Annotated in this window: 10 protein-coding genes; 8 read left to right on the forward strand and 2 right to left on the reverse strand. The window is 51.7% G+C overall.

Annotated features, from left to right (window positions below):
• Window positions 1–3 precede the first annotated feature (3 nt).
• Together LG201_RS02600 and tilS are read left to right on the forward strand one after the other, a co-directional pair.
• Entirely contained in the window at window positions 4–993 is a 990-nt protein-coding gene (locus LG201_RS02600) for an acetyl-CoA carboxylase carboxyltransferase subunit alpha (protein ID WP_226770616.1), read from the forward strand.
• 68 nt (window positions 994–1,061) lie between these two features.
• The gene (tilS, locus tag LG201_RS02605; RefSeq protein WP_226770617.1) at window positions 1,062–2,375 is read left to right on the forward strand and encodes a tRNA lysidine(34) synthetase TilS; all 1,314 of its coding nucleotides are present in this window, start codon (window positions 1,062–1,064) and stop codon (window positions 2,373–2,375) included.
• 10 nt (window positions 2,376–2,385) lie between these two features.
• Here the strand turns inward: tilS and LG201_RS02610 are convergent, their stop codons facing one another.
• Window positions 2,386–3,012: an arylesterase gene (locus LG201_RS02610; protein WP_319006034.1), complete on the reverse strand. Its 627-nt coding sequence runs from the start codon at window positions 3,010–3,012 to the stop codon at window positions 2,386–2,388.
• A 2-nt stretch (window positions 3,013–3,014) separates the two neighbouring features.
• Here LG201_RS02610 and LG201_RS02615 point away from each other — a divergent pair, with 2 nt between their 5' ends.
• From LG201_RS02615 to LG201_RS02640, 6 genes are all read left to right on the forward strand, one after another.
• Entirely contained in the window at window positions 3,015–3,701 is a 687-nt protein-coding gene (locus LG201_RS02615; RefSeq protein ID WP_226770618.1) for an ABC transporter ATP-binding protein, read from the forward strand.
• Window positions 3,698–6,205 carry an ABC transporter permease gene (locus LG201_RS02620; RefSeq protein ID WP_226770619.1) on the forward strand — a complete coding sequence of 836 codons (2,508 nt, stop codon included), beginning with the start codon at window positions 3,698–3,700 and terminating at the stop codon, window positions 6,203–6,205. Before LG201_RS02615 ends, LG201_RS02620 begins: the two co-directional genes overlap by 4 nt.
• A 214-nt stretch (window positions 6,206–6,419) precedes the next feature.
• Window positions 6,420–8,837, forward strand: coding sequence for a TonB-dependent receptor (locus tag LG201_RS02625; RefSeq protein WP_226770620.1), 2,418 nt, complete (start codon window positions 6,420–6,422; stop codon window positions 8,835–8,837).
• Between the two features lie 24 nt (window positions 8,838–8,861).
• Window positions 8,862–10,283 carry a sigma-54-dependent transcriptional regulator gene (locus LG201_RS02630; RefSeq protein WP_226770621.1) on the forward strand — a complete coding sequence of 474 codons (1,422 nt, stop codon included), beginning with the start codon at window positions 8,862–8,864 and terminating at the stop codon, window positions 10,281–10,283.
• A 285-nt stretch (window positions 10,284–10,568) separates the two neighbouring features.
• Window positions 10,569–11,765 (forward strand): formate-dependent phosphoribosylglycinamide formyltransferase, encoded by a 1,197-nt coding sequence (gene purT / locus LG201_RS02635; RefSeq protein WP_226770622.1) that lies wholly within the window; start codon window positions 10,569–10,571, stop codon window positions 11,763–11,765.
• Window positions 11,766–11,778: 13 nt separating this feature from the next.
• On the forward strand, window positions 11,779–12,192 hold the full coding sequence (locus LG201_RS02640) for a group II truncated hemoglobin (protein WP_226770623.1): 414 nt from the start codon (window positions 11,779–11,781) through the stop codon (window positions 12,190–12,192).
• Between the two features lie 102 nt (window positions 12,193–12,294).
• Here the strand turns inward: LG201_RS02640 and LG201_RS02645 are convergent, their stop codons facing one another.
• On the reverse strand, window positions 12,295–13,674 hold the full coding sequence (locus tag LG201_RS02645; protein WP_226770624.1) for a DEAD/DEAH box helicase: 1,380 nt from the start codon (window positions 13,672–13,674) through the stop codon (window positions 12,295–12,297).
• Window positions 13,675–13,696: the final 22 nt, after the last annotated feature.

Genomic DNA, 13,696 nt, shown 5'->3' on the forward strand with positions numbered 1-13,696 from the left:
CATATGAACGTCAAAACCAACAATGTAAAAACCAGCTTTCTCGAATTTGAACAGCCAATTGCTGAGCTGGAAGCCAAAATTGAAGAGCTGCGCTATGTGCAGGATGATTCCGCGCTGGATATCTCCGAAGAGATCGAGCGTTTGCAGCAGAAGAACAAAACGCTGACTAAGGATATCTACGCCAAGCTGACCGCTTGGCAGATTTCCCAGGTGGCACGTCATCCGCAACGCCCTTATACCCTAGATTACATCCGTGGCATCTTTACGGATTTTGAAGAACTGCACGGGGATCGTGCTTTTTCTGATGATCCTGCGATTGTCGGTGGCATTGCGCGCTTTGAAGGCCAGTCCGTCATGGTGATCGGGCATCAGAAAGGTCGCGACGTCAAGGAGCGTCAATACCGCAACTTTGGTATGCCGCGCCCTGAAGGATACCGCAAGGCTTTGCGTCTGTACCATCTGGCGGAAAAATTTGGCATGCCCATTATTACTCTCATTGATACCCCTGGTGCTTATCCCGGTATCGGCGCAGAAGAACGTGGGCAGTCAGAGGCGATTGCGCGCAATCTCTATGTGATGGCTGGACTTAAAGTGCCCATCATCGGTGTCATCATTGGTGAAGGTGGTTCTGGCGGTGCCCTGGCTTTGGGCGTAGTGGATCACCTAATGATGCTGCAATATTCAACATATTCTGTCATTTCCCCCGAGGGCTGTGCTTCGATTTTGTGGAAGAGTGCAGACAAAGCTTCAGAAGCCGCGGAAACGCTGGGCATTACCGCGACTCGCCTCAAGGCTTTTGGCCTGGTGGATCGCATTGTGCCTGAGCCTATGGGTGGCGCGCATCGCGCTCCTGAAGATATGATGCAGAGCCTACGTCGTGCCTTGGCGGATGAGTTGAGCCACTTGCAGGTGAAGTCTGCCGATAACTTGCTGGCAACCCGTTATGACAGGCTCATGAGCTATGGCAAGTTCAAGGAAGTCCCCGTTAAATAATTCACCATATCAGCCGGGGCTATGAATAGTCTCGGCTGCTTAATTTCCCAGGGCGTTCGCCAAATACCGTGTTAAAAAGTCATTTATCCAGCTTTCTCTCCTCTCATATCCAGCCCGGCCAGATACTCCTTGTCGCATTTAGCGGCGGCCTTGACTCCCGGGTGTTGCTGCAACTATTGGCAGAGGCTAGAGAGCAACATGTATTCCAGCTACAAGCCATGTATATCCATCATGGATTAAGCCCGAATGCGGATGCCTGGGGTGACTTCTGTCAGCAGGTTTGTGATGCGCTGGATGTACCTTTCAGCTGCCAGCGGGTGCAGGTGGATACGCAAAGTGGCAAGGGACTGGAAGCTGCCGCACGTGAAGTCCGTTACCAAGCATTGCTTGCAAGCCAGTCTGATCATATTTTGCTGGCGCATCATCAGGATGACCAGGCGGAAACACTGTTGCTGCAATTGCTGCGTGGAGCAGGCAGCAAAGGCCTGGCTGCCATGGCGGTACGTGATGCTGAGCGTCGATTACTCCGTCCTTTACTCGATGTATCGCGCGCTGAGCTGCTGTTATTTGCGCAAGAAGGTGGATTGCAATGGATAGATGACGAGAGCAACCTCGACATCACGTATGACCGCAACTATTGCCGTCAACAGCTGCTGCCTTACATGGAGCAGCGATTTCCCGCCGTCAGGCGTACCTTGGCGCGCTCAGCCAGTCACTTGGCCGAAGCCGCAGATTTGCTGGACGACCTTGCGCAACTGGATGCGGCCCAGGTCATGGTGGAAAATCGCCTGGATCTTAAACCATTGGCGCAGCTATCTGCAGCACGCGGCCGGAATCTGTTGCGCTGGTGGTTAAATGTCAATCAGCTTCCCTTGCCAAACTCGAGCCGATTACAGGAAATGCTGCAACAGTTATTGATTGCAAAACAAGGCTCCCAGCTCAAAGTCCTGGTCGGCGGTAATGTGTGGCTGCGTCGCTATCAGGGCTATGCTTGTATTGAGTTGGCCGGTGAAGTGACCGAGAATTTGGCACTGCAATGGCAAGGCGAAGCAGAACTGTTATTGCCCAACAATGGCCGACTCTTGTTTTCATGGCAAGCAGGTCAAGGCTTGGCGTTTGATCGCTTGGCGAACAAGGTGCTGACGATACGTCATCGAGAAGGCCGGGAACGGTTTAAACCTGATGCACGTCGCCCCACTAGAACCCTGCGTTATTTATATCAGGAACACAACGTTCCGCCATGGCAGCGGGAATGCCAGCCATTAATCTACAGCAAGGATCAGTTGGTTATCGTGCCCGGCATAGGGGTCACGCATAGCCTGCACGCTGCAGCTGACGAGCTGGGCCTGGTTGTTGAGTGGGTCCCGGTTTCCCAGTCCTAGCGGTTGGCGGTTAAGGTTTTTTGCTGGGCTTGAGCTCTGGTTCTAACACTTTCCACACGTTCTGCAGAATTCTAGGCTGTGCATTAGCTTTGGGGTGCAGGCCGTCATCCTGTGTCAACTCGGCTTGCCCGGCAACGCCTTCCAGCAGAAAACTGACCAGAGGCACTTTAAATTCCTTTGCCAATTCAGCATAGCTTGCAGTGAACTCCCGCGTGTATTTGGGGCCATAGTTAGGCGGAATCATCATGCCGACCAGCAACACCTTGGCATTGGCCTGCTGGCTGGCTTTGATCATGGCACTGAGGTTGTGGCGCAAGTCGTTCACGGGCAAGCCGCGTAAGCCGTCATTGGCGCCGAGCTCAATGATGACCCAGTCAGGTGTATGCTGCTTGAGCGCACCTGATATACGACTGAGGCCACCGGTCGTGGTTTCGCCGCTGATACTGGCGTTGACCACGGTGTAATCCAGTTTCTGTTCCTTTAGGCGAGTTTGCAGTAGCGTGACCCAGCCTTGTTCTCGGGGAATACCATAGGAAGCAGACAGACTGTCACCATAGACAAGAATGGTAGCCGCATGGGCCGCTGTGGCAGCACTAAAGCAGGCTACTATCAATAAAAACACGAAACGGAACATCATTGATGCAAACACCTTTGGCAGTTGAAGCAGTTGATCTGGATAAATATATCGAAAATAGTGCGGGCAAGCTCGATATTCTAAATAGCTTGCAATTGAAAATCCCCTTCGGTGAGAAACTTGCCATTATTGGCAGTTCCGGCTCAGGAAAATCCACCTTGCTAGGCCTGCTTGCAGGATTGGACAGCCCCAGTAGCGGAAAAGTGCTGATTGAAGGCACGGAAATCAGCAGTCTGGATGAAGACGGCCGTGCAGCAGTTCGTGGGCGCAGCATGGGTTTTGTCTTTCAGTCGTTTCAATTGATCCCTTCCCTGACTGCCCTGGAAAATGTGATGTTACCGCTGCAGCTGGCTGGACGGGCGGATGCCAAGGAGCAAGCCTTGAATGCGCTGGAACGAGTCGGGCTGGCGCAACGCCTCATGCATTATCCGCGGCAAATGTCAGGCGGCGAACAGCAGCGAGTGGCCATCGCCAGGGCATTTGCGCCCAAGCCGGCCATCCTGTTTGCAGACGAGCCCACCGGCAATCTTGATGCACAAACCGGTGAACGTATTGTTGAGTTGTTATTTGGCCTGAATGCAGAAACGGGGACGACACTGGTGCTGGTGACTCATGACCTGACGCTTGCGCGACGTTGCCAGCGCATTGTCCGCTTACAGGATGGCCGTTTGCATGATGAGTCAGCCATATGATGGCGCTTACTATAGCGTGGAGACAGTTACGTAGCCAATGGGCGTCAGGCGAGGTCAGGGTATTGCTTTTTGCGCTTATGCTCGCGGTCGCGGCAACAACCTCAGTTGGATTCTTCACTGACCGTATTGAGTCTGCGTTGATAAAGCAGGGCAGTATGCTGCTTGGTGGTGACCTGGTCATCGCCTCGGATAAAGCCATTTCGGCGCAATATATTGAAGAGGCTGAAAAGCGCCATCTACAAACCGTACTGACCATGGAATTCCCCAGCATGGTGCTGCATGGGGATGTGAGTCACCTGGCAGAAATTAAAGCGGTTGGCGCTGATTTTCCTTTGCGTGGGAGCCTGACCATTCTTCAGCACAAGGTCGAGACTGCACAGATGCTGACCGGTGGTACCGAGACAAGCACGGTGCCTGCGCTTGGCACGATCTGGATCGAGCCCCGATTGGCCAATCAGTTGGGCGTGAATGTTGGAGATTCGCTCGATGTCGGCGAGCGTAGCATGCGCGTGACCGCCATCCTGCAGCGTGAACCTTCACGTGGTGGTGACATGTTCAGTATTGCCCCGCGATTGCTCATGAATATTGCAGACATTCAATCCACGGGTCTGGTGCAGTTTGGCAGCCGGGTCAAACATCAGCTCCTGCTTGCTGCGGAAGACAATGCGGTAGAAGAGTATGCCACTTGGGCCAAGCCTCTGCTGGGGCGGGGAGAGCAAGTGCAGACCGTGGCCGATGCACGCCCTGAAATGCGCAGTGCGCTTGAAAAAGCGCAGCAGTTCCTTGGTCTTGCTGCCATGGTCAGTGTTATTTTAGCCATGGTCGCCATGTTTCTTGCCAGTCAGCCTTATGTGCAAAAGAGCCTGGATACTTATGCCCTCATGCGCTGCTTTGGTGCCTCGCGCCAGTTCATTTTCCGCATCCTGATTAGCCAGACCCTGCTGATTGCCACACTGGGTAGTGGTGCCGGTGTGCTGGCTGGTTTTGTTGCGCAGGCCGGATTGGCGACACTGGCAGGTAGTTTGCTGGTTGACACCTTGCCTGCGCCCGGCGTGATGCCCGCCCTTGGTGGTTTGGTATCAGGGTTTGCCACCATGCTGGCTGTGGTATGGCCGCATTTGTCCAGGTTACAGGATGTGCCAGCGCTGCGTATTTTGCGTCGCGACCTGGGTGAGCAGGATAAAACGCGCTGGCTTGGTTTTCTGCCAGCTTTGTTGGTATTGGCTGGGTTGATTTTCTGGCAAGCCGGTCATGTCAAACTGGCCGGGATTGTGTTGCTGGCACTGGCTGGTTTAGTGCTGGCAGTGGTTGTGCTGGCGTGGATGGGCACCAAGCTGTTGTCTGGCTTGCCACACAATACAACCGGTTCATGGAAGCTGGGTATTGCAGCCCTCAAGCGCAGACCAGGATTGGCGATTGCCCAGGTATTGGGGTTTAGCCTGGGCTTGATGGCGTTGATCCTGCTTTCTATAGTGCGGGGAGATCTGTTGCATAGCTGGCAGCAGTCCTTGCCTGAAGATGCTCCCAATCGCTTTATCATCAATATCCAGCCGGATCAGATTGACGGCATCAAGCAGTTTTTCAATCAGGAAGGCCTGGCGCAAGTCGATATCTTTCCTATGATCAGGGCGCGATTGCTGGAAGTGAATGCCAAGTCGATCAATTTGAATGATTACAAGGATGATAGGGCGCGCCGCCTGGCTGAGCGTGAGTTCAATCTTTCCTGGGCGCAGGATATGCAGCAGGATAATCAATTGCTTGAAGGGGCTTGGTGGCAGGCCAATGACCAGGGCAAGCCCTTGTTGTCGCTGGAGCAGGGGATTGCCGAGTCATTAAATATCAAGCTCGGAGACAAGCTTACTTACGATGTGGCCGGGAATCGACTTGAGCTGGAAGTGAGCAGCTTACGCAAGGTGGAATGGGATACCATGCGGGCTAATTTCTTTGCGGTGACGCCCCCCGGTGTACTGAATGATTTTCCTGCCAGTTACATCACCAGCTTCCATTTGCCGCGCGGGCAGGAAAACTTGCTCAACCAGCTGGTAAGAGAATTTCCCAATCTGACTATCATTGATGTGGCGGCATTGCTCGACCAGGTGCGTGAGATCATGAATAAAATGAGCCATGCCCTGGAATATGTGTTTGTGTTCAGCTTGCTGACAGGATTGGCCGTATTGTACGCGGCTCTGGTGGCAACCCGTGAGGAGCGGGTGCGCGAGGCGACCTTGTTGAGGGTATTGGGTGCTTCCCGAAGACAGGTGATCATTGCACTGCTTGCCGAGTTCTTTACCATTGGTGGCCTCGCTGCCTTGGTGGCAAGTATTGCCGCCTCGGTGTTGGCCTATTACATCAGTAGCCAGGTGTTCAATATTCCTTATCAGTTTAATCTCTGGGCTACTTTACTCGTCATGGCGGGTTCAGCCATTCTGGTTCCAGCTGCTGCCTGGCTCGGCATGCACCACTTCCTCAACCAGCCTCCCCGCGTGCTCTTGCAGAGTATTTAAATCCGGCTACATACAACCAATTGGTTGTATGTAGCCAATATTATGTGGTTATATACAACCATATCCTCCAGGCTCATCTTCTCAGCGTTTAAAAATGGTCATAAATACAAAGCGTTGTAATGTTGATCAAATCCGGCACGAAACTTGATATAGCTTATGAGCCGGAAATAACAAATGCAAGCCGGATTAGATAACACATTATGGAAGGGTATGTATGTTAACAAGAGATCAATTCAGGCTGAGCACGATAGCAATACTCGTTGCTCATGTCTGTGGAGGCTCATTTTCAGCACAAGCTGCCGATGAGACTATTACAACAGATAAGGTCAATGTGGTCAGTACCACTCCTTTGCCATCATTGGGGCTGCCGCTTGAATATGTCCCAGCTTCTATCCAGCTGGTGACAGGGCCGCAATTACAGAAGCAACGCAGCGTGACGATTGCGGATTACATGAACCAGAATCTGCAAGGTGTGAGCGTCAATGAAACGCAGAATAATCCGTTTCAGCCTGACATTTTATTTCGCGGCTATACCGCTTCACCTTTGCTAGGAACGCCTCAGGGCCTGTCAGTCTTTGTTGACGGCGTACGTGTCAATGAGCCGTTCGGTGATGCAGTGAACTGGGATCTGATTCCAGTCAATGCGATTCAAGGAATGTCCCTGATCCCCGGATCCAATCCAGTATTTGGCTTGAATACCTTGGGTGGCGCGATTTCTGTGCAAACCAAGAGCGGCCGCACCAATCAAGGTGGCGCACTTGAGGCCTATACTGGCTCATGGGGCCGTAAAGTTGGATCTGCTGAGTACGGTGGTGTGTCACAAGATGGTTCTGTTGATTACTTTGTATCCGCGACATCTTTCCGTGAAGATGGATGGCGTGATCACTCTCCTACTGATGTACGCCAGATATTTGGCAAGGTAGGTTGGCAGAATGAGACCAGTAAGCTTGATTTGAGCTATACCGGTGCTGATAACGACATGATAGGTAATGGCCTTATTCAGCGTGAGCTGATGCGTAGCCTCGGCCGTGATGCAATCCACACCCGTCCGGATCAAACTCGCAACACCATGAACTTTCTGAATCTCTCTGGTAGCCATTGGTTTAATGATGATGTATTGCTTACTGCCAATACCTATTATCGCCAGTCCAATCGCAAGACTTTGAATGGGGATATCAACGATGATTTCGAGGCAGATGATGCGGATAATAACGGGATTATTGATTCAGCAGAGTTAGATGCAGCCATTGCAGATTGCCAGGCGAATAATGATGCAGATGAATTCTGTACTGGTGCGATCAATCGTAGCAATACCAGACAGAAAGGTTACGGATTTAATGCGCAATTGGCATTTAACCAACCCTTCTTGGAAAAGAAGAACCAGTTGATCGTCGGTGCTGGTTACGATCACTCCAAAATCAAGTTCACGCAATCTTCAGAGTATGGTTTGCTCAATGCTTCCCGTGGTATCAATGGCCTGGGCTTTATGGGTGACGAAAACGTCGTTAACCTGCACGGCAAGACAGATACATGGAGTCTTTTTGCTACTGATACCTTGTCGCTGAATGAGTTCTGGCATCTGACACTGTCCGGTCGTTATAACCGTACCACGGTAGATAACACGGATAAGATTAATGCGCCTGGTTCATTGTTGGATCCACTCGATCCAAATTCTGATCAAACATTGACTGGCAAGCATCATTTCAACCGGTTTAATCCTGCCATCGGCCTGACGTTTACGCCAAGCAAGGATTTGACCGTGTATGGGTCTTATAACGAAGGTACACGTGCACCAACTTCAATGGAGCTTGGCTGTGCAAATCCGCTGGTGCCATGTAAGTTGCCTAACGCGATGGCAGGTGATCCTCCTCTCAAGCAGGTGGTGGCCAAGACCTTTGAGGCCGGGGTACGGGGTAATCTGACTCAGGCAATCAAATGGTCTGCTGCCGTTTACCGTGCTGAAAACCATGATGACATCCAGTTTATTTCCAACAACGTAGCTGGCCTGGGCTATTTTGATAACGTAGGCAAGACAAGACGTGTTGGGATTGATACCAGCTTGATTGGTACGCAGGGAGATTTCAGCTGGTCTGCCGGGTATAGCTATGTGAGAGCGACTTATGAAAGCGATTTGAATTTGCTGAATGAAGTCAACTCGACTGCTAGTAATGATCAAATCCAGGTCAGGAAAGGTGATCGTTTAGCCAATATTCCTGAGCATCAATTCAAACTGCGAGTGCAATATGAGGTGACACCACACTGGAGCATAGGCACCAATCTCACCATGTTCTCTGATGTCTATGTGCGAGGTAATGAAAACAATCGTCATCGTGCCAATGATGGCGACGACGACCATTACCAAGGCAGCGGCAAGCTAGGTGGATATACCGTGGTTAACGTGGATACTAGTTACCGGTTTAGCCATGGCTGGAGCGTGTTTGCCAAAGCGATCAACATTTTTGACAAAGAGTACGCTACAGGTGGCATGTTGGGAGAAACTTTCCTGAATGATGGCGGCCAGTTCACAGGCAATGAAAGAACGTCGGCGTATGCCATGCCGGGTGCTCCACGTGCAGGCTGGATTGGCGTGCGTTGGGAGTTCGGTGGTCCCAAGAATGTAGCTGCCAATTAATATTAATCTGTAACGGAACACACTATGCAAGTACACGTACCTGATAACGCAGTTAAACCCCATGTTGAAAAGCTTGGGCAAAAGGTGCGTGTATTGCTGGTGGAAGATGAAGTGATTTTTGCCCGTGCTGTTGCCAAGCGGTTGCAGCAAGCGGGTTATGATTGTGAGCATGCAGAAACACTGGCGGATGGGCGCGAGCTTGCCCGCCAGTTTATGCCTGACCTTGCATTGCTGGACATGCGCCTGCCTGATGGCAATGGCCATGATCTTTTGCCTGAATTTATTGCCAAGGGTATTTCCGTCATCTCCATGACCGCGCATGGCGAGGTAAGTGATGCGGTGAATGCCATGAAGCTTGGTGCGACGGATTATTTAAAAAAACCAGTAGATCTCGAAGAGTTGCTACTGACGATAGAGAAGGCAGAGGCTTCTGCCAAACTCAAACATCACCTGGACTATTCCCGTCAACGTAACGCGCATGCCACTGAGCGTGTCGAGCTGCTGGGCGATAGCCCCGCCATGAACAGCGTGCGCGCGCAAGTTGAGCGATTTGCCCAGCTGACGACATTTTCTGACTCCATTCCTCCCACTGTACTGATCCAGGGGGAAACCGGTACTGGCAAGGATGTGGCCGCACGTTTGCTGCACCTATCCTGTGCGAATAGCAACCGTCCTTTTGTGCATGTGGATTGTGCCTCACTGCCAGCGGAGTTGATTGAGAGTGAACTATTTGGCCATGAAAAAGGCGCTTTCACCAGTGCTCAAGGTTCGCGTTGCGGACTGATTGAAGCCGCGGAAGATGGCACCTTGTTCCTGGATGAAATTGGCGAATTACCATTGGCATTGCAGGCCAAGCTGTTGAATGTGCTTGAACGTCGCATGGTACGGCGTTTAGGGGCGACCAAGGAGCATCCGGTACTGGCCCGGTTTGTTGCCGCCACCAATCGAGATCTGCATCAGATGGTGCTGGAAGGCCGCTTCCGCTCGGATCTGTTTTATCGTCTCAATGTATTGACCATGAATATGCCGCCTTTGCGTGAGCGGGGGGATGACATCCTCTTACTTGCAAGAAACTTTGCAGCACAGACTGAGCGTCGCTATGGTCTGGAAACGCGCCCCTTTTCCGTGGATGCGGCCAATATGATTCGTCACTATGGCTGGCCTGGCAATGTGCGCGAGCTCAAGCATCAGATAAGTCGCGCTGTGCTACTTGGCCGCGAAAGCCAAATCATGCCCCAGGACCTGGCCTTGCCAGGTGTGGGTTTGCCAATAGCAGACATGGTCACGGCACATGAGTCTGGCGTTACACTCGATTCGGCAGAGAAAATGCTAATCGAAAATGCCCTGCGCCAATCTAACCGAAATGTCTCTGAGGCAGCCCGTCAGCTGGGTATTACCCGTATGGCAATGCGCTACAGGATGGAGCGACACGGCATTAAGTCTTAGTGTTGTAATGAATCGCATTATTTGGATAATTGTCCTGCGGTAATCTTGCATGTTCATCTCTAGCCCGCATTCAGTTGGGCTGACTATCATCATATTGAATACTGGCATTATCCCAACCATGGAGATAGGCCGTTTTCTGCATAATCCAACTATGCTCCAATCATTGCCAATGACTACCTTCTGTATCGCCTTTAAGCTGAGTGTGACGATATGCACTAAAGCCGGAGGTACGCTGCTCGTGGTATCATTTGCGGCAATTCATCGCTATTTAATCCCGGAGTTTTCATGAGAATCGGTACCCCTTTAAGCCCAGTTGCTACACGCGTAATGTTGTTAGGTAGCGGTGAGTTGGGCAAAGAGGTGATTATCGCCCTGCAAAGACTTGGGGTTGAAGTGATTGCGGTTGATCGCTATGCCAATGCCCCTGGACATCAGGTGGCTCATCGTGCGCATGTCATTGACATGACAGATGCGGATGCCTTGCGCGCCCTGATTGCTGCCGAGCAGCCACACCTGATTGTGCCGGAAATCGAGGCTTTGAATACCGATCTGCTGGCGGAGATTGAAGCTTCTGGCAATACTCGTGTGATTCCCACGGTGAAGGCGGTGCAACTGACCATGAACCGCGAGGGCATACGCCGACTCGCTGCTGAAGAGTTAAAGCTGCCCACTTCTCCCTACGCTTTTGCCAATAGTCTGCAGTCCTTGCAGCAATCAATTGAGGGAGGCATTGGCTATCCCTGTTTTATCAAGCCGACCATGTCATCTTCCGGCAAGGGACAATCACGCATTACTGGACCTGAACAGATTGCGGAAGCCTGGGAATATGCGGCCACTGCTGGACGTGTGAATCAGGGCGTGGTCATTGTGGAAGGCCAGATTGATTTTGATTATGAAATCACTTTGCTGACTGTGCGGGCCAATAACGCACAGGGTGAAGTGGAAACCAGTTTTTGTGCGCCCATCGGCCATTTGCAGGAAAAGGGTGACTACATTGAAAGCTGGCAGCCACAAGCCATGACGCCATTGGCGTTGGAGCGTGCGCAACAGATTGCGAAGGCTGTGACGGATAGCCTTGGAGGGTTGGGTTTGTTTGGCGTGGAATTATTCGTTAAAGGTAATGATGTCTGGTTCTCTGAGGTAAGCCCCCGTCCGCATGATACTGGCATGGTGACCATGGCTAGCCAGCGTTTCAGCGAGTTCGACTTGCATGCACGCGCGATTCTTGGCCTGCCGGTTAACGTCAGCCAGAGTCGTCCTGGCGCCAGTGCGGTGATTTATGGTGGTGTTGAAAGCGAGCAACTGGTGTTTGAGCATGTGGAACAAGCATTGGCAGTGCCGGAGTCTGATATTCGTTTGTTCGGCAAACCGGAATCCTTTGTGCGTCGTCGTATGGGGGTTGCCCTGGCGACTGGTGACAATGTGGAAGAAGCACGTACCAGAGCGCGCGAAGCAGCAAGCCTGGTCAAGACGTCTGCTTGAATGAGGCTTCAGTATGCTGGATAAGATAGGAGAGCCTGGCAGCAGCAAGGCGACATTTTTTGACTTGCTGGGTGGTGTAGAGAGAATCCGGGAGTTGGTTGAACGCTTTTATGATGTGATGGATACGGATACTCGCGCTGCCGCCTTGCGAGCACTCCATCCCGAAGACTTGACCTCTGCGCGTGAAAAACTCTTTATGTTCTTGACTGGCTGGACCGGTGGGCCGCAACTCTATATTGAACGTTATGGTCATCCTCGTTTACGCATGCGGCATATGCCGTTTGCCATTGATGAGTCTGCCCGTGATCAGTGGATGTATTGCATGATCAAGGCGATGAATGATATCGGTGTGGATGATGCCGTGATGACTAAGTTGAGCGAGGCATTGTGGGGTGTGGCTGATTTCATGCGTAATCGTGAAGGATAAAGACTTTCACTGTGCTTGATGTGTGACGTATGGATGCAATGATCTGAAATAAAAAAGGCGCTGAAAGCGCCTTTTTTATTAGCCAGCATCTAATCTGTAAACTTACTGCTTGCGTAAGCCACCCAGTAGCGCTGCTAGTTCTTTTTTGGGTTTGTTGCTGTCCCTCACGCTGATAGGCTTAGGTGCGGGTGCATCGACAGATGGCTCGTAAGGCTTGAAAAACCAATCGTCTTCTTTCTTACGCGAGCTTGGTCGTGAAGCAGAAGGGGAGCTGGTTGGGTTAGAGGGCTGTCTGCGTGCACTTGCGCGTGGTGTGGGCTCTAGACTGGCACTGGCTGAGACTTCTGCTTTTTCCTTGGGAATTTCGCGCTTGATCAGCTTCTCGATTTCCTTGAGGAATTTTTCCTCTTCTGGCGCTACCAGTGAGATGGCAATACCAGAAGCCCCTGCACGGCCAGTACGGCCTATGCGGTGAACATAATCCTCTGCAGCACTTGGCAGCTCGTAATTGATGACCATAGGTAGCTGGTCAATGTCCAGTCCACGTGCGGCAACATCCGTTGCCACCAATGCGGTGATTTTGTTTTGCTTGAAAGCATCCAGTGCCTGTATACGCTCAAGCTGGCTTTTGTCGCCATGGATAGCGCCAGCGGCGATGCCTTCTTTTTCAAGATGGCGCGCCAGACGGCTGGCTGTGAGCTTGGTCTTGGTAAATATGATGGCCTGTGTTGCCTGCTTGCGTAGTAAGTCAGCCAGGGCATTTTGCTTGTCAGCAGAGCTGACCAGCAGGATTTTTTGTGTGACGTTTTCAGAGGTTGCATTACTGCGTGCAACTTCGATCAAGGTCGGATTAGTCAGGAACTCTTCTGAAAGTTTTTTGATTTCATTGGAGAACGTGGCTGAGAACATCAGGTTCTGCCGCTTCTTTGGCAATAGTGCCAGGATGCGTTTGAGATCTGGCATAAATCCCATGTCGAGCATGCGATCTGCTTCATCAAGTATCAGTATCTGTACTTGTCCCAGTTGTACTGTGCGTTGTTCTACATGGTCGAGCAGGCGTCCGGGTGTTGCCACCAGTATCTCCACCCCTTTCATCAGGGTTGGAGTCTGGGACTTGATATCAACACCACCGAAAACTACTAATGAACGCAGCGGCGTATGCTTGGCATAGGTTTTAACACTTTCTTCCACCTGGATTGCCAGCTCACGGGTTGGCGTCAGGATCAGCGCCCTTACCGGATGTCGCGCCGGTGAGGCGCTGGAGCTGGCTTGTGGCAGTAGCTGCTGTAGCAGGGGCAGGGTAAACGCGGCTGTTTTGCCGGTACCGGTCTGCGCGCCTGCCATCAGGTCGCCACCGTTCAGCACCACAGGAATAGCCTGAGCCTGAATAGGAGTAGGAGTAGTGTAACCCGACTCATCCAGCGCCTTGAGAAGCTCAGGCGCCAGATTGAGTGATGCAAAGCTGATAGTCTCTGTGTTCACGTTTTCTTCGGTAGTGTTATAC

Origin of the sequence: Methylobacillus gramineus (genome assembly GCF_020532675.1) — a bacterium.
Taxonomy (GTDB): domain Bacteria; phylum Pseudomonadota; class Gammaproteobacteria; order Burkholderiales; family Methylophilaceae; genus Methylobacillus; species Methylobacillus gramineus.

Excerpts from the sequence above, each read along its gene's own strand:
- LG201_RS02600 (WP_226770616.1), top strand. The coding sequence starts at position 4 with ATGAACGTCAAAACCAACAATGTAAAAACCAGCTTTCTCGAATTTGAA.
- LG201_RS02610 (WP_319006034.1), bottom strand. The coding sequence starts at position 3,012 with ATGATGTTCCGTTTCGTGTTTTTATTGATAGTAGCCTGCTTTAGTGCT.
- LG201_RS02615 (WP_226770618.1), top strand. The coding sequence starts at position 3,015 with ATGCAAACACCTTTGGCAGTTGAAGCAGTTGATCTGGATAAATATATC.
- LG201_RS02620 (WP_226770619.1), top strand. The coding sequence starts at position 3,698 with ATGATGGCGCTTACTATAGCGTGGAGACAGTTACGTAGCCAATGGGCG.
- LG201_RS02625 (WP_226770620.1), top strand. The coding sequence starts at position 6,420 with ATGTTAACAAGAGATCAATTCAGGCTGAGCACGATAGCAATACTCGTT.
- LG201_RS02630 (WP_226770621.1), top strand. The coding sequence starts at position 8,862 with ATGCAAGTACACGTACCTGATAACGCAGTTAAACCCCATGTTGAAAAG.
- purT (WP_226770622.1), top strand. The coding sequence starts at position 10,569 with ATGAGAATCGGTACCCCTTTAAGCCCAGTTGCTACACGCGTAATGTTG.
- LG201_RS02640 (WP_226770623.1), top strand. The coding sequence starts at position 11,779 with ATGCTGGATAAGATAGGAGAGCCTGGCAGCAGCAAGGCGACATTTTTT.